The sequence below is a fragment of the Streptomyces sp. NBC_00457 genome, from assembly GCF_036014015.1.
Lineage (GTDB): Bacteria > Actinomycetota > Actinomycetes > Streptomycetales > Streptomycetaceae > Streptomyces.
Window position 1 is genome coordinate 5,525,910 of sequence record NZ_CP107905.1, and the last position, 23,898, is coordinate 5,549,807.

The 23,898-nt window shown below is 67.8% G+C and carries 20 protein-coding genes; 10 read left to right on the forward strand and 10 right to left on the reverse strand.

Features of this window, described 5'->3' with window-relative positions; genetic code table 11:
* Positions 1–50 precede the first annotated feature (50 nt).
* The 3 genes from gnd to dnaA form a co-directional block, all read right to left on the reverse strand.
* Positions 51–926 carry a phosphogluconate dehydrogenase (NAD(+)-dependent, decarboxylating) gene (gnd, locus tag OG828_RS25115; protein WP_328502392.1) on the reverse strand — a complete coding sequence of 292 codons (876 nt, stop codon included), beginning with the start codon at positions 924–926 and terminating at the stop codon, positions 51–53.
* Positions 927–1,066: 140 nt separating this feature from the next.
* The gene (dnaN, locus tag OG828_RS25120) at positions 1,067–2,197 is read right to left on the reverse strand and encodes a DNA polymerase III subunit beta (RefSeq protein ID WP_210573431.1); all 1,131 of its coding nucleotides are present in this window, start codon (positions 2,195–2,197) and stop codon (positions 1,067–1,069) included.
* 859 nt (positions 2,198–3,056) lie between these two features.
* Positions 3,057–4,967 carry a chromosomal replication initiator protein DnaA gene (dnaA, locus tag OG828_RS25125; RefSeq protein ID WP_328361034.1) on the reverse strand — a complete coding sequence of 637 codons (1,911 nt, stop codon included), beginning with the start codon at positions 4,965–4,967 and terminating at the stop codon, positions 3,057–3,059.
* Positions 4,968–5,330: 363 nt separating this feature from the next.
* Between dnaA and rpmH the strand changes: the two genes are divergently transcribed.
* The 9 genes from rpmH to OG828_RS25170 all read left to right on the forward strand — a co-directional run bounded on the left by rpmH (position 5,331) and on the right by OG828_RS25170 (position 12,309).
* Entirely contained in the window at positions 5,331–5,468 is a 138-nt protein-coding gene (gene rpmH, locus OG828_RS25130; RefSeq protein WP_003949374.1) for a 50S ribosomal protein L34, read from the forward strand.
* 21 nt (positions 5,469–5,489) lie between these two features.
* Positions 5,490–5,861 (forward strand): ribonuclease P protein component, encoded by a 372-nt coding sequence (gene rnpA, locus OG828_RS25135; protein WP_210573434.1) that lies wholly within the window; start codon positions 5,490–5,492, stop codon positions 5,859–5,861.
* Positions 5,858–6,211, forward strand: a complete 354-nt coding sequence (gene yidD / locus OG828_RS25140) for a membrane protein insertion efficiency factor YidD (protein WP_210573436.1) — start codon at positions 5,858–5,860, stop codon at positions 6,209–6,211. Before rnpA ends, yidD begins: the two co-directional genes overlap by 4 nt.
* 3 nt (positions 6,212–6,214) lie before the next feature.
* Positions 6,215–7,486 (forward strand): membrane protein insertase YidC, encoded by a 1,272-nt coding sequence (yidC, locus tag OG828_RS25145; RefSeq protein ID WP_328361039.1) that lies wholly within the window; start codon positions 6,215–6,217, stop codon positions 7,484–7,486.
* 15 nt (positions 7,487–7,501) lie between these two features.
* Entirely contained in the window at positions 7,502–8,014 is a 513-nt protein-coding gene (locus OG828_RS25150) for a Jag family protein (protein WP_210573454.1), read from the forward strand.
* Positions 8,015–8,140: 126 nt separating this feature from the next.
* The gene (rsmG, locus tag OG828_RS25155; protein ID WP_328439680.1) at positions 8,141–8,857 is read left to right on the forward strand and encodes a 16S rRNA (guanine(527)-N(7))-methyltransferase RsmG; all 717 of its coding nucleotides are present in this window, start codon (positions 8,141–8,143) and stop codon (positions 8,855–8,857) included.
* Positions 8,858–9,194: 337 nt separating this feature from the next.
* Positions 9,195–10,268, forward strand: coding sequence for a ParA family protein (locus tag OG828_RS25160; protein WP_328372166.1), 1,074 nt, complete (start codon positions 9,195–9,197; stop codon positions 10,266–10,268).
* Positions 10,265–11,365, forward strand: a complete 1,101-nt coding sequence (locus OG828_RS25165) for a ParB/RepB/Spo0J family partition protein (RefSeq protein WP_328502393.1) — start codon at positions 10,265–10,267, stop codon at positions 11,363–11,365. The genes OG828_RS25160 and OG828_RS25165 overlap by 4 nt, the downstream gene beginning before the upstream one ends.
* A 326-nt stretch (positions 11,366–11,691) precedes the next feature.
* A complete protein-coding gene (locus tag OG828_RS25170) occupies positions 11,692–12,309 on the forward strand; it encodes a GNAT family N-acetyltransferase (protein WP_328361048.1) in 618 nt (205 codons plus the stop codon).
* A 72-nt stretch (positions 12,310–12,381) separates the two neighbouring features.
* On the opposite strand, the gene trxA is transcribed toward OG828_RS25170, so the two are convergent.
* From trxA to OG828_RS25205, 7 genes are all read right to left on the reverse strand, one after another.
* Entirely contained in the window at positions 12,382–12,714 is a 333-nt protein-coding gene (gene trxA / locus OG828_RS25175; RefSeq protein WP_123998972.1) for a thioredoxin, read from the reverse strand.
* A gap of 41 nt (positions 12,715–12,755) precedes the next feature.
* Positions 12,756–13,724 (reverse strand): thioredoxin-disulfide reductase, encoded by a 969-nt coding sequence (trxB, locus tag OG828_RS25180; RefSeq protein WP_328361051.1) that lies wholly within the window; start codon positions 13,722–13,724, stop codon positions 12,756–12,758.
* A 168-nt stretch (positions 13,725–13,892) separates the two neighbouring features.
* A complete protein-coding gene (locus OG828_RS25185; RefSeq protein WP_328502394.1) occupies positions 13,893–14,792 on the reverse strand; it encodes an anti-sigma factor family protein in 900 nt (299 codons plus the stop codon).
* A complete protein-coding gene (sigM, locus tag OG828_RS25190) occupies positions 14,789–15,514 on the reverse strand; it encodes an RNA polymerase sigma factor SigM (protein WP_328361058.1) in 726 nt (241 codons plus the stop codon). Before sigM ends, OG828_RS25185 begins: the two co-directional genes overlap by 4 nt.
* Before the next feature lie 31 nt (positions 15,515–15,545).
* Positions 15,546–17,264 (reverse strand): protein kinase family protein, encoded by a 1,719-nt coding sequence (locus OG828_RS25195; RefSeq protein WP_328502395.1) that lies wholly within the window; start codon positions 17,262–17,264, stop codon positions 15,546–15,548.
* Positions 17,265–17,402: 138 nt separating this feature from the next.
* Positions 17,403–19,643 carry a murein biosynthesis integral membrane protein MurJ gene (gene murJ, locus OG828_RS25200; protein WP_328361064.1) on the reverse strand — a complete coding sequence of 747 codons (2,241 nt, stop codon included), beginning with the start codon at positions 19,641–19,643 and terminating at the stop codon, positions 17,403–17,405.
* A 44-nt stretch (positions 19,644–19,687) separates the two neighbouring features.
* Positions 19,688–22,078, reverse strand: a complete 2,391-nt coding sequence (locus OG828_RS25205; protein WP_328361067.1) for a DUF6049 family protein — start codon at positions 22,076–22,078, stop codon at positions 19,688–19,690.
* Between the two features lie 286 nt (positions 22,079–22,364).
* Between OG828_RS25205 and OG828_RS25210 the strand changes: the two genes are divergently transcribed.
* On the forward strand, positions 22,365–23,831 hold the full coding sequence (locus tag OG828_RS25210) for a CCA tRNA nucleotidyltransferase (RefSeq protein WP_328361070.1): 1,467 nt from the start codon (positions 22,365–22,367) through the stop codon (positions 23,829–23,831).
* Positions 23,832–23,898: the final 67 nt, after the last annotated feature.

Below are 23,898 nucleotides of genomic sequence, written 5' to 3' on the forward strand. Positions count from 1 at the left end.
TCGTTCGCCGACCTCCCCCAGTGTCGTGGACCGCTCAGCAGCCCTGTGGATTACTTCGTCTCGACCGCGTGGCCACCGAACTGGTTCCGCAGCGCCGCGATCATCTTCATCTGTGGAGAGTCCTCCTGCCGCGAGGCGAACCGCGCGAACAGGGACGCCGTGATCGCCGGCAGCGGCACGGCGTGGTCGATGGCGGCTTCCACAGTCCAGCGGCCTTCCCCGGAGTCCTGTGCATAACCGCGCAGCTTCTGAAGGTGCTCGTCCTCGTCCAGGGCGTTCACCGCGAGGTCGAGCAGCCAGGAGCGGATGACCGTGCCCTCCTGCCAGGAACGGAACACCTCCCGGACGTCGGTCACGGAGTCGACCTTCTCCAGGAGCTCCCAGCCCTCGGCGTAGGCCTGCATCATCGCGTACTCAATGCCGTTGTGGACCATCTTCGCGAAGTGGCCGGCACCGACCTTGCCGGCGTGCACCGCACCGAAGTCGCCCTCCGGCTTGAGTGCGTCGAAGACCTGCTGCACCTTGGCGACGTTCTCCGCGTCGCCGCCGTACATCAGCGCATAGCCGTTCTCCAGGCCCCAGACGCCACCGGAGACACCGCAGTCGACAAAACCGATGCCCTTGGCGGCCAGCTCCTCCGCGTGCTTCTCGTCGTCCGTCCAGCGCGAGTTGCCGCCGTCCACGACGACATCACCGGGCTCCAGCAGTTCGGCCAGCTCGTCGATGGTCGACTGGGTGGGCGCACCGGCCGGGACCATCACCCATACGACGCGCGGGCCCGCGAGCTTGCCCACAAGCTCTTCCAGGCTGTGGACATCGGCGAGATCCGGGTTGCGGTCGTATCCGATGACGGTGTGGCCTGCGCGGCGGATCCGCTCGCGCATGTTGCCGCCCATCTTGCCGAGGCCGACGAGACCGAGCTCCATCAGTTGTTCCTTAGGTTGCTGTGTGGCGTGTGAGGCACCTTCGTACCCATGTCCGAGCCTAAACCCGGACTCTCACGCACACCTGTGGGCATACGCGCTCAAACGTATGCCCCGACCTGCGGTGTTCTCGTCGGTCGCGGTCAGCCGCTGAGGCGGACCGGCATGATCAGGTACTTGTAGGCCTCGTCCGCCTCGGCGTCCAGCGCCGGCTTGCCGCTGAGCAGCGCGGGCTTCGTGGATGTCGTGAAGGACAGCTGCGCGACCGGGGAGTCGATGGCGCTCAGGCCGTCCAGCAGGAAGGTCGGGTTGAAGGCGATCGATACGTCATCGCCCTCCAGCTGGGCGTCCACCCGTTCCACAGCCTGTGCATCGTCGCTGGAACCGGCCTCAAGGATCAGCACGCCCTGCTCGAAGCTCAGCCGCACAGGAGTGTTGCGCTCGGCGACCAGGGCCACGCGCTTGACGGCCTCCACGAAGGGGGCGGTCTCGATCACGGCGACCGAGTTGAACTCCGTCGGGAACAGCGAGCGGTACTTCGGGAGGTCGCCCTCCAGCAGCCGCGTCGTCGTACGCCGGCCGGCGCCCTCGAAACCGATCAGGCCCTCGCCCGCGCCCGAGCCGGACAGCGCCAGGATCACGCTGTCGCCGCTGGTCAGCGCCTTGGCGGTGTCCAGGAGCGTCTTGGCGGGGACCAGGGCGACCGCGGACGCTTCCGGGTTCTCCGGTTTCCACAGGAACTCACGGACCGCGAAGCGGTAGCGGTCGGTGGAGGCCAGGGTGACCCGGTCGCCCTCGATCTCGATGCGCACACCGGTGAGGACGGGCAGGGTGTCGTCACGGCCTGCGGCGATGGCCACCTGGGAGGCGGCGGAGGCGAAGACCTCACCGGGGACGGTGCCGGTCGCCGACGGCATCTGCGGCAGCGCCGGGTACTCCTCCACAGGCAGTGTGTGGAGTGTGAACCGTGAGGAGCCGCAGACCACCGTCGCCCGTACACCGTCTGTGGAAATCTCCACCGGGCGGTTGGGGAGGGCGCGGGAGATGTCGGCGAGCAGCCTGCCGGAGACGAGGACCGTGCCCTCCTCCTCGACCTCGGCTTCCACCGACACGCGTGCGGAGACCTCGTAGTCGAAGCTGGACAGGCTCAGCTGGCCGTCCTCGGCCTTCAGCAGAAGGCCCGCGAGGACAGGCGCCGGCGGACGGGCCGGGAGGCTGCGCGCCGCCCAGGCCACTGCCTCCGCGAGTACGTCGCGTTCCACCCGGATCTTCACTGTTGCCGCCTCCTGCTGTTGCCGGCGCTTCTCGGCCTGCCTGGCTTCGTCGTCTGTCTCGGTGTGGTCGGTCCCGGTGAGGGGAAGGACACCGGAGAACAGTCTGACGCACGGCACTGACAGTAGGTGCCTCTCGGGGTCAAGTCGTGACGAGGGGCAGTCGGGCGCCGAAGAGCGAGTTGTGCACAGGACCCCCTTCGAAGCGAATTCCGCTCTCTCTCTAGTTGGGAGTAGTAGTAGGGGCTGTGGATACCGTGGATAACCCTGTTTTCCCAGGTCAGCGGCGAGATTTTGTCCACGGACCCTGTGGGTGACACCGGTGGACAACCAAGCAAATCTGTGGAGAACGGAAAGTTCTGCACACCCCATGCACAGCCTGGGGTGACTTCTCCCCAGTGCCGTCCCCAGGTTTGGGCAGCTTTCCCACAGACCTGCCTGGCACCTTGATGTGACGCCTTTCACTCGTCCCGGTGAGGAGGCGCGTCGCGTTGCCGAACAGTGGACAGCGGTGTGGAGAAGCGGGCCATCCTTGGGGACAACTCGCCCCAGTCTGTGGGTTGCCGGTGGACAACTTCGTACACACCCTGTGGATCTTTTCGCTGTCCACAGTCTGTGGAGATCGTTCGTCCACCGATCCACAACCACGTGAGCTGGCTTGATGGTCTGTCAGCGGAGTCCGCTGTGGACAGGATCTGGACAACTCCCCAGTCCCCAGGGTGTGGACGGCAGAAAATCACCGAATCTGTGGAGAGTGGCCGTAACCCGGCACGTAATCGAACACCAGGTGGCTGCGGCATAACGAAGGGCGCCCTCCGGATCTCCTCCGGAGGGCGCCCTCGGTGCCGTGACCCTGTGGTCGTCAGCCGTTCTTGATGCGGTTCGTCAGCTCGGTCACCTGGTTGTAGATGGAGCGCCGCTCGGCCATCAGATTGCGGATCTTGCGGTCGGCGTGCATCACCGTCGTATGGTCGCGGCCGCCGAACAGCGCGCCGATCTTCGGCAGCGACAGGTCCGTGAGCTCACGGCACAGGTACATGGCGATCTGGCGGGCCGTGACGAGCTGGCGGCCGCGCGAACTGCCGCACAGATCCTCGACCGTGAGACCGAAGTAGTCGGCGGTCGCGCTCATGATGGCCGTCGAGGTGATCTCCGGCGTCGAGTCCTCACCGCCGGGGATGAGGTCCTTGAGGACGATCTCGGTCAGGCCCAGGTCCACCGGCTGCCGGTTGAGCGACGCGAACGCCGTCACCCGGATCAGCGCGCCCTCCAGCTCGCGGATGTTGCGCGAGATCCGGGAGGCGATGAACTCAAGTACCTCCGGCGGGGCGTTGAGCTGCTCCTGCACCGCCTTCTTGCGGAGGATGGCGATACGGGTCTCCAGCTCGGGCGGCTGGACGTCGGTGATCAGGCCCCATTCGAAACGGTTCCGCAGCCGGTCCTCCAGGGTCACCAGCTGCTTCGGCGGCCGGTCGCTGGAGAGCACGATCTGCTTGTTGGCGTTGTGGAGCGTGTTGAAGGTGTGGAAGAACTCCTCCTGCGTCGACTCCTTGTCCGCGAGGAACTGGATGTCGTCGACGAGCAGGATGTCCATCTCCCGGTACCGCTTGCGGAAGCTGTCGCCCTTGCCGTCGCGGATGGAGTTGATGAACTCGTTGGTGAACTCCTCCGAGCTCACATACCGCACACGCGTGCCCGGGTAGAGGCTGCGCGCGTAGTGCCCGATCGCGTGCAGCAGGTGCGTCTTGCCGAGCCCCGACTCCCCATAGATGAAGAGAGGGTTGTACGCCTTCGCCGGTGCCTCGGCGACGGCCACCGCGGCCGCGTGCGCGAAGCGGTTGGAGGCACCGATGACGAACGTGTCGAAGAGGTACTTCGGGTTCAGTCGTGCGGTCGGCTCGCCGGGGCCGGTCGCCGGCGCGGGCTGCGCGGCCAGTGGGCCAGGGGCGCCGGTCGTGGGGAGCGTGGGTCCGACCGGTCCGCCGCGATGCACATGCCCGGACCCGGACGGCGGCTCGGGCCGCTCCCGGCGGACGTCACGCTGGTCGTAGTCGGAGCGGGACTGGTCGTAGTCGGAGCGCTGCGTGTCGTAGGAGGGGCGCTCCATGGACTGCGGACGGTAGTCCTGGGAGGGCTGGTGGTACGAGTCCTGGGACGGCGGGGAGTACGAGTCCTGCGAGCCGTAGGAGTCCTGGGACCGGTACGAGTCCTGTGAGGGCGACGCGTACGGGTCGCGCTCCGGGAAGCCGAGCCGCTGCTGCTGCCAGCCGTAGTCGTCCTGGGATCCGCGGGGCCAGGCGCCGGGTTCGGGGCGCTGGTATTCCGAGGGGTACGCGGGGCGGGCCGTCGGGAGCTGGTCCGTGCGGGGCGGGGGCAGCTGGTCGCTCGGGGTGCCGGAGCGGTCGTCGGCGCGGTGGCGGCCGTAGCCCTCGTACTGGGAGGAGGGGAGTTCCGGCTCTTCGTACCGGGGGCGCGCGGGCGGGGCCGGGGGTTCGCCGACGGAGTCGTCGACGGTGATCGCGATACGGATCGGGCGGCCGCATTCGCGGCTCAGCGTCTCGCTGACGATCGGTGCGAGACGGCCCTCCAGTACGCCCTTCGCAAATTCGTTCGGTACGGCGAGCAGGGCGGTGTCCGCGACCAGCGCCAGGGGCTGGCAGCGGCGGATCCAGCGCTCGTCCTTCGCTTCGACGCCCTGCCCGCGGCCCTCCCCGAGGAGCTGCTCCAGTACTCGTGGCCACACTGCGGCAAGATCGGCAGGTACGTCAGCCACAGGGCACGCTCTCTCGTGGGTCCCACGAACGTGTGGTTGTGGGACGGATTGGGATTCACATCGGATGGGACGGGCGAATCGGAGTCCAGCCAAGGTAGTCAGGGCGACGGGTGCGGTTCAAGTTGTTGTCCCCAGGCTGTGGATAGTGTCTCCTGTGGGCCGTTGGTTTGACCGGATGGCGTAGCCCCGCGTACCGTGACCAGGTCGAGTTGTCGATGGCTGCTGCCGCCTGCCTCCGATGGGCACAGATCGCTGAAGGTGATCGGGAAGCGGTGCACTCGGGCGTGATGCGAGCTACTCGTGGGCGCACGGTGACAGCCAGGACGGCACCCGCCACCACCGATTGATTTCTGGAGCCCCCGAGTGAGCAAGCGCACCTTCCAGCCGAACAACCGTCGTCGCGCGAAGACCCACGGCTTCCGGCTGCGTATGCGCACCCGTGCCGGCCGCGCGATTCTCGCGTCCCGCCGTGGCAAGGGTCGCGCCCGTCTGTCCGCCTGATCCCGGTCAGGTCATGACGTCGTGCTGCCCACCGAGAACCGGCTGAGGCGGCGCGAGGACTTCGCGACCGCGGTACGACGAGGACGCAGGGCCGGTCGCCCGACTCTCGTCGTCCACCTTCGAAGCGGTGCCACGGACCCGCACGCGCCTGGGGAGAGCGCTCCCCCGACGCGTGCGGGTTTCGTCGTGAGCAAGGCGGTGGGCGGCGCGGTCGTCCGGAACAAGGTGAAGCGCAGACTCCGTCATCTGATGCGGGAGCGAGTCGCCCTGTTGCCCCCCGGTAGCCTGGTAGTCGTACGAGCGTTGCCCGGCGCGGGCGACGCCGACCATGGACAACTGGCCCAAGACCTGGATGCCGCTCTGCGGCGGCTGCTGGGAGGGGGCGCACGATGAAGTACCCGCTACTGGCTCTGATCAAGCTCTACCAGTGGACGATCAGTCCGCTGCTCGGGCCGGTCTGCAAGTACTACCCGTCGTGCTCCCACTACGGCTATACGGCCATCGACCGGCACGGTGCGATCAAGGGAACGGCACTCACCGCTTGGCGCATCCTGCGGTGCAATCCGTGGTCGCTGGGCGGTGTGGACCATGTCCCGCCGCGCAAGCGCCCGCGGTGGCACGAAATGCTGCGTGACGCCTGGCGCACACGCAGGGGCGGGAACTCCGCCGCCGTAACGGCCACCGAGGGGCAGACTCCTTCGAGCCCGGCCGCAGAGACCCCGTCCCATGCCCAAGGAGCATGATTAGTGGACACGATTGCCAGCTTCTTCAGCTTCATCACGACACCTGTCTCCTGGGTCATCGTCCAGTTCCACACGGTGTACGGCGCCATCTTCGGCGAAGACACCGGGTGGGCCTGGGGCCTGTCCATCGTGTCCTTGGTGATTCTGATCCGTATCTGCCTGATCCCGCTCTTCGTGAAGCAGATCAAGGCGACCCGGGCGATGCAGACGCTGCAGCCCGAGATGAAGAAGATCCAGGAACGCTACAAGAACGACAAACAGCGTCAGTCCGAAGAGATGATGAAGCTGTACAAGGAGACGGGTACCAACCCGCTCTCCTCGTGCCTTCCCATCCTGGCGCAGTCGCCGTTCTTCTTCGCTCTGTACCACGTGCTCAACAGCATCGCGAACAACGACACCATCGGTTCCATCAACCAGAACCTGCTGGACAGCGCGCAGAAGGCACACATCTTCGGCGCTCCGTTGGCCGCGAAGTTCACCGACAGCGCCTCGGACGTCGCCGCCCTCGACGCCTCGCTGACCACTGTCCGCATCATCACCGCGGTCATGATCGTCATGATGTCGGCGTCGCAGTTCTACACGCAGCGCCAGCTGATGACGAAGAACGTCGACACCACGGTGAAGACGCCGTTCATGCAGCAGCAGAAGATGCTGATGTACATCTTCCCGGTCATGTTCGCCGTCTTCGGCATCAACTTCCCGGTCGGTGTCCTCCTCTACTGGCTGACCACCAACGTGTGGACCATGGGCCAGCAGATGTACGTCATCCGCAACAACCCGACTCCGGGTTCCAAGGCGCAGGCCGCGTACCTGGAGCGCCTGTACAAGCACGTCACGCACCACGGCAAGACGCGTGGCCGTGGTGAGAAGGCCATCGTCAAGGCCATCGTGGCCAAGGGCCGTGACCGCAACGAGTACGAGCGGAAGTTCATCAACGGCCTGAGCAAGGCGGGCCTCGCGGCTCAGGCTGACGGCACCGTGGTGAAGGGCGAGACCGCGACCGTCGTGCAGAGCGAGGACGGTACGCCGACGACCGCCACGCCCAGGCGCCAGCAGCCGAAGCGGCAGTCCAAGTCCCAGCGGCAGGGCGGCGCAGCAAAGGCGGCCGGCGAGTCCTCCGAGCCGAAGACGTCACTGAGTAAGTCCGATGAGCCCGAGGACGCCAAGCCCGCCGCGAAGAAGGCCGCGCAGAAGCCCGGTGGCGGTGGCCGCAGCAAGGCCCAGTCCGGGCAGCGCAAGGGTCCGCAGCGGCCCAAGTCCCCGACCAAGAAGTAAGAAGGAGTCCATCCCGTGACGGAAGGCACCACCTCCGCCGCTGCCGAGGGCGCAGACACCCTGACCCGCCTGGAGCAGGAGGGCGAGATCGCGGCGGACTACCTTGAGGGTCTGCTGGACATCGCCGATCTCGACGGCGACATCGATATGGATGTCGAGGCTGACCGCGCGGCTGTGTCGATCATCAGCGACTCCGGGACCCGTGACCTGCAGAAGCTGGTCGGCCGTGACGGTGAGGTGTTGGAGGCCCTCCAGGAGCTCACGCGGCTGGCCGTGCACCGGGAGACCGGGGATCGCAGCCGCCTGATGCTGGACATCGCGGGCTACCGGGCCAGGAAGCGTGCGGAGCTCTCCGAGCTGGGCGCGAAGGCGGCTGCTGAGGTCAGGAGCAGCGGTGAGCCCATGAAGCTGAAGCCGATGAGTCCTTTCGAGCGCAAGGTCGTGCACGACGCGGTCAAGGCCGCGGGTCTGCGCAGTGAGTCCGAGGGCGAGGAGCCGCAGCGGTTCGTCGTTGTACTTCCCGCCTGATCGGTCCCTGCGGTTCTCCGGCCCCGTCTGCCCGGCAGGCGGGGCCGAACTTTGTCAGCCTGATAGTTCTGGTGGTTCTCGTGGTCGGCGTTCGGTGCGCCGAGGCGGTACGGAAGGACGGTCCCCGTGACGGAGGCAGTGGAGCTTCCCCCTGTGCCGGAGCAGGCGCGCGAGGTGTTCGGCGATCGCTTCGGTGATGCCGTGCGCTATGCCGAGCTGCTCGCCGAGGCGGGCGTGCAGCGCGGTCTGATCGGCCCACGCGAGGTGCCCCGGCTGTGGGAGCGGCACCTGCTGAACTGCGCTGTGCTCTCCGAGGTCGTGCCCGAGGGGGTGACCGTGTGCGATGTCGGCTCGGGCGCCGGCCTGCCCGGCATTCCTCTGGCACTCGTCCGGGAGGACCTGAAAATCACGCTGCTGGAGCCGCTGCTGCGCCGCACCACCTTCCTGACCGAGGTCGTGGAGCTGCTGGGGCTCGATCATGTGACGGTGGTGCGCGGCCGAGCCGAGGAAGTCATGGGGAAGCTGACGCCGGTGCATGTCGTCACAGCACGGGCCGTGGCACCACTGGACCGATTGGCCACGTGGGGCATCCCGCTGCTGCGCCCGTACGGCGAGATGCTTGCGCTCAAGGGTGATACGGCCGAGGAGGAGCTCAAGAGCGCGTCCACGGCGCTGAGCAAGCTCGGGGCCGTGGAGACGTCCATCCTCCATGTGGGCGAGGGAGTGGTGGATCCGATGTCCACCGTCGTCCGCGTAGAGGTCGGAGAGAGCCCCGGAGGCGTGCGCTTCGCGGCGAAGCGTGCGAAGGCGGCGCGGACGGGGCGGGCACGTCGACGCCGTTGAGATGAGTGGGTGCGTGAGGTGCGCCGCTGATCCGTCCTGACGACGACACGTACTCCACACAAGCTGCCAAACCTACGCAGGCCGGAGTGTCGCGACACTCCGGCCAGGGCGGCTGTGCATCGTGTTTCACGTGAAACGTCGCTCATTGCTGCACGGCATCATCAGTCGCGGCCGCGCCGCGGCCGAACCTCGCGACCGAAAGCCTCTCGGATCACTCGGTGAGGCGCCAGCTTCCGATTCCGGCGGCTCTCGGTCCCCCTCGGGGGGCACGGAGTTGTCCACAGAGGTGGAATTCTCCACAGAACAACAGGCCTCACTGGTTCACGACCCCGAAGACATGGGAGGCTCTGTTCATTGCGAGCCTGAAGTCGAGGAGAGTGAATCCTTGCGGTCCGACGCCAACATCGCGGGACCGATGACCGATCCGGTCCCCGGTCCCCGTACCGAGTCGATGGGGGACGATGTTTCACGTGAAACACCGCCCCCGATGGACGACACTCCCATCGGTCGTGCTGCCCAATTGGCGGTGGAGGCTCTGGGCCGCGCCGGCGAGGGCCTGCCACGGCCTGAGCAGACCCGGGTCATGGTGGTCGCCAACCAGAAGGGGGGCGTGGGCAAGACAACGACGACCGTCAATCTTGCCGCTTCGCTGGCCCTGCATGGTGGCCGTGTCCTGGTGATCGACCTCGACCCCCAGGGCAATGCGTCCACCGCCCTGGGAATCGACCATCACGCCGAAGTTCCTTCCATCTACGACGTGTTGGTCGAGAGCAAGCCGCTCTCGGAAGTCGTTCAGCCGGTCCCTGATGTCGAGGGCCTCTTCTGTGCACCCGCCACGATCGATCTCGCCGGTGCGGAGATCGAGTTGGTGTCCCTGGTGGCACGAGAGAGCCGGCTGCAGCGAGCCATCCAGGCCTACGAGCAGCCGCTGGACTACATCCTCATCGACTGCCCGCCCTCGCTCGGCCTCTTGACGGTCAATGCGCTGGTGGCCGGCGCGGAGGTCCTCATCCCCATCCAGTGCGAGTACTACGCGCTGGAAGGCCTGGGCCAGCTGCTGCGCAACGTCGACCTGGTGCGGGGGCACCTCAACCCCACCCTGCATGTATCGACGATCCTGCTCACCATGTACGACGGCCGGACGCGCCTTGCATCCCAGGTCGCGGACGAGGTGCGCAGCCACTTCGGGGGCGAGGTGCTGCGGACGAGCATTCCTCGCTCGGTCCGCATCTCCGAGGCACCGAGCTATGGACAGACGGTGCTGACCTACGATCCCGGATCGAGCGGTGCGCTGTCCTATCTTGAGGCGGCACGAGAAATCGCACTGAAGGGCGTGGGCGTCACCTACGAAGCGACGCACGCCCACATCGGTGCTCAGAGCGACCCGAACATGGTGGAGGGGATCCAGTGAGCGAGCGACGGAGGGGGTTGGGCCGTGGTCTCGGCGCACTGATCCCTGCAGCCCCGACGGAGAAGACGGTGCCTCCAGTGGTGGGGGGCGCTGCTTCCGCGTCCCCCACAGCGGTGCCGGTGCTGACGAGCGACCGTGGAGTGGCCGCGGCCAAGGTGGCCACGCTGCCGCCTGTTTCACGTGAAACCGAGGAGCCGTCGGTGAACGGCGTGGCGGAGGCGCCCGCGTCTCCCATGGGCGCCCACTTCGCCGAGATCCCTCTCGACGCCATCACGCCGAACCCGCGTCAGCCGCGTGAGGTCTTCGACGAGGATGCGTTGCAGGAACTCGTCACCTCCATCAAGGAGGTCGGTCTCCTTCAGCCGGTCGTCGTACGGCAGATCGGCCCTGCCCGTTACGAGCTCATCATGGGCGAGCGGCGCTGGCGGGCCTGCCGTGAGGCGGGGCTCGAGGCGATCCCGGCGATCGTGCGGGCCACGGACGACGAGAAGCTCCTCCTGGATGCCCTCCTGGAGAACCTGCACCGTGCTCAGCTGAACCCGATCGAAGAGGCGGCTGCCTACGATCAGCTACTGAAGGACTTCAACTGCACGCACGATCAGCTGGCGGACCGCATCGGCCGGTCCCGCCCTCAGGTCTCCAACACCCTGCGCCTGTTGAAGCTCTCGCCGAAGGTCCAGAATCGGGTGGCCGCCGGTGTGCTCTCCGCCGGGCATGCGCGGGCGCTCCTGTCCGTCGACGACCCGGAGGAGCAGGAGAGGCTGGCTTACCGGGTGGTGGCCGAGGGGCTCTCGGTTCGCTCTGTCGAAGAGATCGTGACCCTGATGGGCTCCCGCCCGCAGAAGGCCCAGCGTTCCAAGGGACCCCGGGCCGGAGCCCGGGTCTCCCCGGCTCTGACCGATCTGGCGTCCCGTCTCTCGGACCGCTTCGAGACGCGGGTGAAGGTGGACCTGGGACAGAAGAAGGGCAAGATCACGGTCGAGTTCGCCTCGATAGAGGATCTTGAGCGCATCCTCGGCTCGCTTGCTCCCGGCGAGGGTCCTGTCCTGCAGAAGAGTCTTCTGGACGAGGACGACGCTGAGGACTCCGAGGACTGATCCTCCGGCCGCCCGGTCGTTGTGCCTTGGGCGGTCTGCAGAGCGGGCCGTGTCCGGTGTGTACCGGAACACGGTCCGCTCTTTGCTTTTTGGCAGTATCGATCGAATCGCAATCGTGGATACGATGCGTTCGGGTATGGCGCATCCACCCGGCAGCACCTCTCAGGGGAGGCAGAGGCCATGCGAACGGTGAGCCGCACCGGACTGGTGAGCGCGGGCCTCGGGCTGGGCGCGGTCGGCGGATTCGTCGGCAGCCTGCTCCGGGAACGAAGCGCCCTGACGGCCGCCCGCGACGCGGCAGGCGAAGGAAGCGAGGAACAGCCTTCATGGGGCGCCGGCTCGTACCGCTCACGCTGGACAACCTTCAGGACCTTCCCAAGCGCTGTCGCACGTGTGTCTTCTGGGAGCTGGACCCAGTCAGTGGCGAAGCCGCGGTAAAGGCGGGCACCCCGGCGCTGGAGAAGGAAGCCTGGATCTCCGCCGTCCTGCTGGACTGGGGATCCTGCGGCCGAGTCGTGTACGTCGATGAAGTGCCCGTGGGTTTCGTGCTGTACGCCCCTCCCGCCTACGTCCCCCGGTCGACGGCGTTTCCCACGAGCCCTGTCTCCCCTGATGCCGTCCAGCTGATGACCGCTTTCATCATGCCGGGCTACCAGGGCCAAGGGCTGGGCCGGGTGATGGTGCAGACGGTCGCGAAGGATCTGCTGCGCCGGGGCTTCAAAGCGATCGAAGCCTTCGGGGACGCTCGTTGGTCGGAGCCGGCCTGCGTGCTGCCTGCCGACCATTTGACGGCCGTGGGCTTCAAGACGGTCCGGCCTCACCCCACCTATCCACGACTGCGTCTGGAGCTGCGGACGACGCTCTCCTGGAAGGAAGACGTGGAAATGGCGTTGGACCGATTGCTGGGGGCGGTTCAGAAGGAGCCGGTGCTGCGGCCGCTGTAGAGACCTCTACGACAAGCGAATGGGCCAGCCCCCTCAGAGGCTGGCCCATTCGTGTTTCACGTGAAACATCGACTACTCGGCGATGAAGTCCTCGAGGTCGCGGACGATCGCGGCCTTCGGCTTCGCGCCGACGATGGTCTTGGCGACCTCGCCGTTCTGGTAGACGTTCAGCGTCGGGATGGACATGACGCCGTACTTGGCGGCCGTACCCGGGTTCTCATCGATGTTCAGCTTGACGATCTCGATCTTGTCGCCGTACTCGGCGGCGATCGCCTCGAGGGACGGCGCGATCTGGCGGCACGGACCGCACCAAGCGGCCCAGAAGTCCACCAGAACGGGCTTGTCGCTCTTGAGGACGTCCTGCTCGAAAGAGTCGTCGGTTACATGCTTCAGGGTGCCGGCCACGGCGGGCTCCTTAACTGGTTGGTGCGTGGGGCGGAAGGGGGTCAGACAGCGGTCTTCTCGGGCTCGGCCTGCTCCTCGTCCGCCAGGGCGGAGAGGAAACGCTCGGCGTCGAGAGCGGCGGAACAGCCGGTGCCGGCCGCGGTGATCGCCTGGCGGTAGGTGTGGTCCACGACATCACCGGCGCCGAAGACACCGGTCAGGTTGGTGCGCGTCGAGGGGGCGTCGACCTTCAGGTAGCCCTCGTCGTCCAGGTCGAGCTGGCCCTTGAAGAGCTCGGTGCGCGGGTCGTGGCCGATCGCGATGAACAGGCCGGTCACCGGCAGGTCCGAGAGCTCGCCGGTCTTGACGTTGCGCAGCTTCAGACCGGACAGCTTCTGGTCGCCCTGGACCTCGGCCACCTCGCTGTCCCAGACGAACTTGATCTTCGGGTCGGCGAAGGCGCGCTCCTGCATCGCCTTGGAGGCGCGCAGAGTGTCACGGCGGTGGACGATCGTCACGGACTTTGCGAAGCGGGAGAGGAAGGTCGCCTCCTCCATCGCGGTGTCGCCGCCACCGATCACGGCGATGTCCTGCTCCTTGAAGAAGAAGCCGTCGCACGTGGCACACCAGGAGACGCCCCGCCCGGAGAGAGCGTCCTCGTTCGGCAGGCCCAGCTTGCGGTGCTGCGAGCCGGTGGCGATGATCACGGCCTTCGCCTGGTGGACCGTGCCCGCGGTGTCCGTGACGGTCTTGATCTCACCGGACAGGTCGACGGCCACCACATCGTCCGGGATGAGCTCGGCACCGAAGCGCTCGGCCTGGGCGCGCATGTTGTCCATGAGCTCGGGGCCCATGATGCCGTCCTGGAAGCCCGGGAAGTTCTCCACGTCGGTGGTGTTCATCAGGGCACCACCCGCCGTGACGGCGCCCTCGAACACCAGCGGCTTCAGCGACGCGCGTGCGGTGTACAGCGCCGCCGTGTAGCCGGCGGGCCCTGAGCCGATGATGATCACGTTACGGACGTCGCTCACGGCTTGATTCCTCGTCTCTGGACTGCGTCAGTACGGCCAGTGGAGCCCTTTCGGAACTCTCACCCCACCCAACGGATCCTAAGGGGCGTGCATTCCCGGTGTACCCGGGCACACGGAGAGTGGACACGGTACGGGATACCACGCAGGACAGAAACGAAGCGTTCGGGCTCAGGAGCGCGTGTAGGAGTCCTTCAGCAGGACCTTGGCTGTGCCGGACGACGGGTGGGCGACACAGGTGGCATCCATGACGTAGGCAACGACCCGAGTGGTGTCGGCCGGGTCGAGCAGCACCACGAGCATGGCGTCCGTTCCCTGGAAGGTGCCCTTCTGGGTCGCGATCGCCGTGTCGTTGGTGCCGATGCCCTGCTGGATGCACGGCGGGACCGTGGGCTCCCTGAAGACCCGGGGGCTCGCGCTGTCGGGGGTCTTCTCCATACCGAGACTGTTCGGGGAGCGGGAGCCCTTGCCGGCGCTCTGATTCTCGGCAAGGAGATCGGCGACCTGGTTCTCCAGCTTCCCCTCGGAGAACGTGTCGGACGCGGCGGTCGTGTCGTCGGACGGCTTGCCGTCGTTCAGATACGCCACCAGCACGGAACCGAGACCCAGAGCGGCCACTGCGAAAACGGCGCCGAGGACGGTGGCCCTGCGGCGCACGCCCCGCTTGCGTTCCTTGCGGCCAGGGCCCGTGGACGCGGTGCGGGCGTGCCCTGCGGGACGGGCTGCGGAGACCGATGTTTCACGTGAAACATGAGCACGGTGGTCGGGCGTGGAAGCGTCGACCGGTGCCGGCTCGTCCCCGGTGTCGGGTGCGGTGGCCTGGAGAAGAGCCTCAGCGGCAAGGGCGGCATCGATACGGCTCGCAACATCGTCAGGCATGCGCTGTGAACCGGGCAGTGTGCCGAGGAGGCCCCGGATCTCTTCGAGCGATGCGCGCACATCCGCGCAGAGCTCGCACTCGTCCAGATGCCGCTGTACGCCCGCCGTCCGGTCCGGAGGTAGCAGGCCCTCGGTGAGGTCGGAGATCTCGGCGACGTCCGGGTGCCCGGCCGTGTCTGTCGTGGATGTCACGCTCGCCCACCTCCGCCCTTCACAGCAGCTGAATCACTGGGTCCTGTATCGCGGGAACCGGCATTCTGCGGATCCGCTGCCGGTGGGACGGATGTCCCGTGCGCACGGTTCCGTCCCCGGCCGGTTTCTCTGTCGTCGTCGGCGTTCTCGGGCCGCAGATGAGAGAGAAGGGGCAGAAGCCGGGCTCTGCCCCGGGCACAGCGGCTCTTCACCGTGCCGGTCGGCACGTCGAGGACACGGGCGGCTTCGGCGACTGGGTAGCCCTGCATATCCACCAGGACGAGGGCCGCGCGCTGGTCGGGTGGAAGGGTACCGAGCGCTTCGAGGAGCTGGCGGTTCAGATCGTTGCGCTCCGCGGGAGCCGAGGCCGACTCATGCGGCTCCAGCAGCTGCTCCAGGCGCTCGGTGTCATCGACGGGAGAGGTCTTGCGCGACGCCGCCTTGCGGGCGCGGTCGAGGCAGGCGTTCACCGTGATGCGGTGGAGCCATGTCGTGACGGCAGACTGGCCGCGGAATGTGTGGGCGGCCCGATAGGCGGAGACGAGGGCGTCCTGGACCGCGTCAGCGGCCTCCTCGCGGTCCCCGAGCGTCCGCAGGGCCACGGCCCAGAGCCGATCACGGTGGCGCCGTACAAGCTCGCCGAAGGCGTCGGGGTCGCCGTCCACATGGCGAGCGAGGAGGTCCTGATCGCTTGCGTCGCCGTATGCGGTGCCATCTGCCATCGGACCCCCTCCCCTGAGATGCGGTGAGCTGTCAGCCGGTGAACTTCACGTCGGTGATGGCCTGCTTGTAACCGGCGCTGCTGTAGTTGGCGGAATCCTCTCCCGAATACGGCATCGCTGTCAGCCAGACCAGCACGTAGCGGCTCTTCTCCGGCTTGTCGACCGCCACCTTTGCGGAGGTGCCGCTCGTGGTCGCCTCGCCCAGCTCCTTCATCGAGCTCAGCGGTGTGGACGAACCCAGCGAGTCGGTCGCGTACAGCTTGACGGTGGTGTGAGGGCCGCCGTAGCGGAGGGAGAGCGTCGCGGTGGACACCTCCTGGGCGGAGCCGAGGTCGTAGACGATGCCGACACCGGGCTTGATCACTATTTTAGGGCCGTCGTTGTAGCTGTTGGTGCGCCATCCCGTCGTGGTGCTGCTGTCGTACGTCAGGTCCACGTCGCCGGGATGCTGGGCGTCGCCTTCGGCCACGTACTCCTCGGCACCCTCGATGGCGAGCGGCTTGACCGGCTTGGTCTTGTCGCCGTTCTTTTCGTTGTCTTCCGTCTGCGTCTGGTTGGTGTCCTCGGACTTGTTGCCCTGGTCCATGAGCGCATCGGCGAGCTGCCAACTACCCAGGCCCAGGGCCGCGATCAGGAGAGCCGAGACAGCCCACTTCAACGCCTTGCCGGTGCGGCTCTGCAGCGGAGGCGGGGGTGCCTGCACCGGCATGGTGGCTCCGGGGTGCGGCGCCTGACGGCCGTACGTGCCCTGCTGGTAGGTCGTGCGCTGATACTCGGGCGGGGCCGTGAACGCAGGCTCCGGCGGACGGATGCGGGGCATCTCGCCGATCGCCTTCACCAGCTCCTCCGGCGTGGTGCACGGGGACTCGTGCCGGGAGGCGGTAGCGCCGTCGTTGGCGAGTGCGCGCATGGCGAGCTCGGACAGACCGCGGTGGACGCCGGCGCGCACCTGGTCGGGGGCGATCAGACCGACGTCCTTGGGCAGCCCGGACAGGCCGTAGGCGTCGCTCTCGTACGGCCAGCGCTGGGTGAGCGCCGCGTACAGCAGGGCGCCGACGGACTCCGTGTCGGTGCGCTGTGGGGTCTCGGAACTGATGCCGCGCAGCGCCGCGTTCACGGCGAGGCCGCGGATACGCCACTGACCGGACGAGGTGCGCAGGACGGCGTTGGGGTTCAGACGCAGATGGGCGAGGCCCTCGCGGTGGGCGGCGGCCATCGCGGCCGCCACCTGGCTGACCATCTGGTAGGCGTCGTGCGGCTCCAGCGGCCCTGGTGCGAGGAGCGCGGTCAGCTCGACGGCGTCGGGCAGCCACTCGTGGACGACGTAGACGAGGTCGTTCTCCTCGACGGCGTCGAGGACCTGGACGAACCGGGGATCGCCGAGCAGGGCGGAGGAGCGGGCCGCTGCCAGGACGGAACGCGCCCGGGTGTGGTCCGCGGGCAGGATGTGCACGCCGACCGCGCGACGGAGCTTCTCGTCCACCGCGCGCCAGCTGCTGAATCCGTCCAGACGGGTGACGCATTCCTCAAGCCGGTAGCGTCTGGCGAGTTTGTGGCCGCTGTGCAGTTCGGGCGGTGAGGCTTTTCCGGGATCCTCGGTCCCGCCGCTCCCCTGTGCCTCGTCGATGTCCGTGTCCAGCTCCCGATTCGTGGCCACCCCGTCGGCCGTGGACTGGTCCGCCTGAGCGGTCAGCGGCTCGTCGCCGCTGTTGTCTGCCACGTCGACGGCAGCTGTGCTCCGTTCCGCCACCGTCGTTCCTGCCTCCCCATCCATTGCGCGCCGTTCGACTGCCGTGCGCGCCGTCCGACGCCGAAACCAATTGTGCCCACAGTCCGCCGCTATGCACGACACACGGTGGGGGCCGATGGTTGTGCGCGTACCCCAGCCCTAGCGCCCCAGACGCCCGCGGACCATGCCGACGAGCGAGTTGAGCTCCTCGATGCGCATGCGACGGGCCGCTACGTAGAAGATGCCCAGCAGTACGGCTCCGCCGGCGAGGAGCGCGGCGAAGGAACCGACGACGCCCTGGCCGAGCGAGCGGCTGATGCCATAGCAGGCAGCGCCGCTGAGCAGCGCCGCGGGCACCGAGGCGATGCACAGTCTGGCGTACGTCCGCATCACGCGAGTCCCGTCGAGGTCCCCGCCCAGCTTCTTGCGCAGCCGGTTCCAGGCGACGCCGACGCCGATCGCGTAGGCCAGGCCGTACGAGGCCGCCATGCCGACCACGGCCCAGCGGGCCGGGATGACGAAGTAGCAGGCGGCCGAGGCGACGGCGTTGACGGCGGCCACGATGACCGTGTTGTAGAAGGGGGTGCGGGTGTCCTCGTAGGCGTAGAAGGCACGCAGGACGACGTACTGCACGGAGTACGGGATCAGGCCGATGCCGAAGGCCATCAGCATGAAGCCCATGTTCGTGGCCTCGCTCGTGCCCGAGGAGCCGAACATCAGCGTGCACATGGGGATACCCAGAGCCAGGAACCCGAAGGAGATGGGGACGATGGCCACGGCCGTCGTCCGCAGGCCCTGGGAGATGTCGTCCCGGACAGCCCCGCTGTCGTCTTCTGCGGCCGAACGCGAGAGACGCGGCAACAGGGCAGCCATCAGCGAGACTGTGATGATCGCTTGCGGCAGGCCCCAGATCAGCTGGGCGTTGGCGTAGGCGGCGAAGCCGGTGCCGTCGAGGGGGGATTCCTTGCCCGCCGCGGTGGACAGCTGTGTGACGACTAGGGCGCCGGCCTGGTTGGCGAGGACGAACAGGAACGTCCACTTGGCGAGCGTGACGGCTTTGCCGAGGCCGTGGCCCTTCCAGTCGAAGCGCAGCCGCAGCCGGAAGCCGGTCTCCCGCAGATACGGGATCATCGCCAGCGCCTGTACGACGAGGCCGAGGAGGACGCCGATGCCGAGGAGGCGCTGCCCCTCCGGCGGAATGTTGGTGACTGTCATGCCGGAGTGCTCGGCGGTGCCGTAGACCCAGATGAACATCCCGAGCGTCATGATGATGACGATGTTGTTCAGGACCGGCGTCCACATCATCGCGCCGAACTTCCCGCGCGCGTTGAGGATCTGACCCATCACCACGTGGATGCCCATGAAGAAGATCGAGGGCAGGAAGTACTGGACGAAGGTGACGCCGACCTGGTTGGCAGCAGGGTCGCCGGCGACGGAGTCGGACAGCAGCCGGATCAGCAGGGGTGCGCCGAAGATCGAGAGCGCGGTGAGCGCGCCCAGCGCCACCATCACCAAGGTCAGCAGTCGGTTGGCGTACGCTTCGCCACCGTCGTCGTCCTCCTTCATCGCCCGCACGAGTTGCGGCACGAAGACGGAGTTCAAGCCGCCACCGACGGTGAGGATGTAGATCATCGTCGGCAGCTGGTAGGCGACCTGGAAGGTGTCACCGAGGAGGCCGACGCCCAGCGCCGAGACGATCAGCGCGGAGCGGATGAAGCCGGTGAGGCGGGACACCATCGTGCCCGCCGCCATCACGGCGCTGGACTTCAGCAGACCGCCCGCCCGGCCGCCCTTCTTGGTCGCCGCCGCGGCGGGCGCGGGAGCGGGGGCCTCAGGCGCGGGCGGCGGCGGGGTCGCCGCGGGGTACTGGCCGTACTGTCCCTGCGCCGGGTACTGGCCGGGTACTGACGCGGCCTCGTACTGCGGATGGCCGCTGCCCTGCTGCTGGTCCCGGAAGAGATGCGCGAAGGCGTCCGGCTCGTGGCGCTCCTCGGAGGAGTGGGTGACGAGGTCGTCGACGCCGACGTACTGGGTGGTGCGGGGATCGTCGCCGTACGGCAGGTACTGCGTCGGGCCGTCCGGTTCGGGGGGCGGGGTCTGGGCCCAGACGCGCGGGTCGGGAGGGTACGGGGACTGCGGCGGCTGGGCGTAGAGCTGTTGCGGCGGCGGATAGGTGCCGGGGGGCGGCGGGGGGTGCGCGGCGCGGTCGTAGAGCGCTTCGGCGACCGGGTCCTGGGCCGACAGGTCCTGCGCCCGGTAGGGATCCTGGTCGTAGGCGTCCTGGAGGTACATGTCCGCGGGGGGCTGCGGCGGCACCTGGCCGTGCTCGGGCGGCGGGCCCTCGGGGTGCCCCGAGTTGCCCGCGGCCTGGCCGCGGTCACCGTCGTGCGGCGCGTTCATGGTTACCCCACCTCATCGTCCCGGGCCCACCGGCCACGACATCCTCAACGGTCCACTCTCTCACCCGTGCCGGACGGGTCTGCGCTTTCCGCTGGGGTGTCCGGTGCCGGGTCACTCGGCTGCTCCGGGTCGCCTGCCCGGGTCCGGGTGCCGGACTCCTCCTGGAGACGGTCTTCGGGGCCCTCGGGGTTCTGCGGGGTGTCGTCGCCTTCGCTCGCCTCGTCGGGGCCGTCTCCGTCGGCCTCGCGGGCGGCGGCGCGCTTGCGCTGGGTGTACATCCGGAAGCCGGCGAGGACGAGCAGCAGGACACCACCGCCGATGACCAGCATGACCGTGGCCGTGAACTCGGTGACCTTCACGTCGAAGGTGACCGGCCAGCCGTACGGCTGGCCGTCCTCCGTGTACAGCTGGGCGATCACCGTCGCGCGGCCGTTGGCCTTGGCCGAGGTGGTGAACTTCACCGTCTGGCTGTGGCCGCCGGAGACCGTGACGGGCTGTTCCTCGTAGGAATCGCCGCCGATCTCGAGCCGGTTCGGGCTTGTCGACGTGAGCCGCAGAACCAGGTGGTCGACGCCCTGCACCAGGTTGTTCTGCACGGTGACGGGGATGGTGGCGCTGCGTCCGGAGAGCTTGGTCTCGGACTTGTCGATCAGCGTGACCTGGCCGGCGAGGCTGTCGAGATACTTCTCCACGTCCTCGCGGAAGCTCTTCGCCTCCTCGGCCCGGCCGCGCCAGGAGGTGGACATCTCGCGGTTCATTGCCCGCCCGAAGGGGGTCACGACACGGGACTGGTCGTTGAGGATCACCTTGAACTTGTCGAGCTTGTCCTGCGTCGTCGCGATCTGCTGGAAGGCCGACCGGGGCAGCTCCTGCTTCCGCAGGGACGCGGGGTAGGCGGAACTCGACGGCACCTTCGTGGTGGCGCCCTCGTCCGGCTCGGCTGCTGCGGCGGCCGTGAGCTCCTGGGACTCGGACCAGGCGCCGCCCTGGAGCGCTGTCACCGCCTCGGCCATCGCCCGGGCCTGCCGTGCCGTCGGCATGCGCTGCGGGGCGACGACGACGCTGCGCTGCTTGTCCGTCTGGAGGTTCATCGTGAGGCTCTGGGCGAGGAACCTCTGCACGGCCAGCGTGGAGGCCGAGGCCTTCGTCAGATCGCCCTGGAAGGCCGTCGACAGCCGTGTGTCCGCGACCACCGCGGTGATGCCTCCGCCGATGGGCCGCGCCGCCGAGGGCGTGTACGGCAGTCCGCCCGTCTCCTCCAGGCTGTCGCTGCGCGCGATCACCTTGTCCGCTCCGGCCGAGGTGGCGACCTTGACGATCGACGGGTCGACGGCGCCGTCCACGGGCCAGGCGAAGTCCGTGACCGGTTCCACGTGGAGGATCGTCTCGACGGTGCCGGCGACGACGTCGGTGGCTTCCTTGAGGTGGCTCAGCGAGCCGGTGACGCTGGTGCCGCTGTGGGCGATGGAGGCCAGGTCCGGGTCGGCGAAGGGAAGAGCGACGACCTCCTTGTCGACGACCGCCTCCTGCAGCGAGGCGAGCCACTTCTTCGCGACCGCCTGATGGGCCCCGGCCGTGGTCGTGCCGTCCTCGTTCTTCACCCGGTAGCCGCGCGTCATCGCGTCGACCGATGCCAGCAGGTCCGGGTCGATCACCCAGGTGACGTCGAGGTTCTTGCCCAGGGACAGGAGCTGGTTCAGCCGGCCGCCCGGGGAGATCTCCTTGGCCAGATCGTCATTGAGGAAGACCGGAGTCTGCTGCTCGTTCGATCCCGTCTCCGCCGTCATATGGACCGTGGAGATGAGGGGCCACAGGACGGTTGTCTTCGTCCTGGTGTCGGCCTCGCCGGACTGCCAGGGCAGGAAGGTCCGCTGGATGCCGAGCACCTGGTCCCACGGTTGCGCGGACGTCTCGCCGGAGAGTGAGACGGCGAACTGGTAGACCCCGTCCGCGCCGAGATCCAGCTTGTCGACCGGCACGGAGATGCTGAAGTGCTCGGAGACGCCGGGCGTGAGCTTCGAGAACTCCTCGACGTACTCACCGCCGACCGGTGAGCCGTCGGCGCCCACTTGGTAGCCGGTGCGCTGGGCGGCGCTGTCGATGGACGAGCGGGTGGTCAGCCGGGGGCCCAGACGCAGATCGACCTCGGCGCCGGTGACGGCCTGCTTGCCGTTGTTGGTCACCGTGCCGGAGACGGTCAGGGTGTCGCCCTCGGCGGGGGCGACGGGGGTGAGCGAGTCGACGGCGATGGCCACCGTGCTCGAGCCGGAGGCGGCCTTCAGGGAAGTCTGTCCGGCGGCGTCCGCAGGCGTGGCGGCGGGCAGCTGGAGCAGCCCGGTCAGCAGGGGCGCGCCGGCGAGCAGTGCTGCCGTGCGCCGCAGCCACCGGCGGGCAGGTGAGGGACTGGTCCCCTGGAATTCTGCCGCCTCGGCCACGCGCTCGTCCGTCCCTCGTCGTCGTCAGTGGTCGTCGGAATGTCCGCCCACGCATGGTAACGATGCGCGCTGAGGGGAAGTGCCGCGGACCGCTCCACAAGATCGGTGGACGGCACCGGGCTGTCCCGTATGTGCCCGTATAAAGGAGGAGCGTCTCCGCTCGCCGCACGGACAGATCTTGTGCGCATATCAGGGAGGCGAGGTGTCCGTCCGCTTTGGGCTGTGATGTCTTCCCCCTTTTAATGGGGGCGCTCGGGGTCGCCCGGGCCACGTACCCTCTTCTGTTGTGCCGAACGCCAACGAAGACAACCTCAGTGCCCTGAGCCAGGTGCAGCACCGCGCGGTGAGTGAACTGCTGCAGATCGCTCCTGTCGCCGACGACCTCGCCCGCCGCTTCCAGAAAGCCGGGTTCTCACTCGCTCTGGTCGGCGGATCGGTCAGGGACGCGTTGCTCGGCCGGCTCGGCAACGACCTTGACTTCACGACCGATGCCCGCCCCGAGGACGTACTGAAGATCGTGCGTCCGTGGGCGGACGCCGTGTGGGAGGTCGGGATCGCCTTCGGGACCGTCGGGGTGCAGAAGGACGCTCGCGTCGGAGATTCTGATCGACGCTTTCAGATCGAGGTGACCACCTACCGGTCCGAGGCGTACGACCGGACCTCACGCAAGCCCGAGGTGTCGTACGGCGACTCCATCGAGGAGGACCTCGTCCGGCGCGACTTCACGGTGAACGCGATGGCGGTCGCGCTTCCGGAGAAGGAGTTCATCGACCCACACGGTGGACTCGAGGACCTCGCGGAGCGTGTGCTGCGTACTCCGGGCACACCGGAGGAGTCCTTCTCGGACGATCCGCTGCGGATGATGCGGGCCGCACGCTTCGCCGCGCAGCTCGACTTCGAGGTGGCTCCCGAGGTCGTCACGGCGATGAACGAGATGGCCGGGCGCATTGAGATCGTCTCGGCCGAGCGGGTCCGGGACGAGCTGAACAAGCTGATCCTTGCCGCGCACCCGCGCAAGGGGCTGACGCTGCTGGTCGACACCGGACTCGCCGACCATGTACTGCCGGAGCTCCCGGCACTCCGACTGGAGCGCGACGAGCACCACCGGCACAAGGATGTCTACGACCACACGCTGATCGTTCTGGAACAGGCGATCGCGCTCGAGGACGACGGCCCCGACCTCACCCTCCGCCTCGCCGCGCTGCTGCATGACATCGGCAAGCCCCGCACTCGTCGCTTCGAGAGCGATGGCCGGGTCTCCTTCCACCACCACGAAGTGGTCGGCGCGAAGATGACCAAGAAGCGGATGACGGCGCTGAAGTACTCCAACGAGCTCGTGAAGGATGTCTCCCGTCTGGTCGAACTCCACCTCCGCTTCCACGGCTACGGCACCGGAGAGTGGACGGATTCCGCTGTCCGCCGCTACGTCCGTGATGCCGGCCCTCTCCTCGACCGCCTGCACAAGCTGACCCGCTCGGACTGCACGACCCGCAACAAGCGCCGGGCGGCGGCCCTGGCGCGGGCGTACGACGGACTGGAGGACCGCATCGCTCAACTCCAGGAGCAGGAGGAGCTGGACGCGATCCGCCCCGACCTCGACGGCAACCAGATCATGGAGATCCTGGGAGTCGGACCGGGGCCGGTCGTCGGGCGTGCGTACCAGCACATGCTGGAGCTTCGGCTGGAGAACGGGCCGATGGAACATGACGCGGCGGTGGCGGCACTCAAGGAGTGGTGGGCCGAGCAGGGCTGAGGTTGTGGAACGGGGTCATGTTTCACGTGAAACATGACCCCGTTCAGAACGCACGAGAGGGGCGATG

What these genes read in the sequence shown, in the direction of transcription:
- OG828_RS25160 (WP_328372166.1), top strand. Translation starts at nt 9,195, where the DNA reads ATGGGAGGCTCTGTTCATTGCGAGCCTGAAGTCGAGGAGAGTGAATCC.
- sigM (WP_328361058.1), bottom strand. Translation starts at nt 15,514, where the DNA reads ATGGCAGATGGCACCGCATACGGCGACGCAAGCGATCAGGACCTCCTC.
- gnd (WP_328502392.1), bottom strand. Translation starts at nt 926, where the DNA reads ATGGAGCTCGGTCTCGTCGGCCTCGGCAAGATGGGCGGCAACATGCGC.
- murJ (WP_328361064.1), bottom strand. Translation starts at nt 19,643, where the DNA reads ATGAACGCGCCGCACGACGGTGACCGCGGCCAGGCCGCGGGCAACTCG.
- yidD (WP_210573436.1), top strand. Translation starts at nt 5,858, where the DNA reads ATGAAGTACCCGCTACTGGCTCTGATCAAGCTCTACCAGTGGACGATC.
- OG828_RS25170 (WP_328361048.1), top strand. Translation starts at nt 11,692, where the DNA reads ATGGGGCGCCGGCTCGTACCGCTCACGCTGGACAACCTTCAGGACCTT.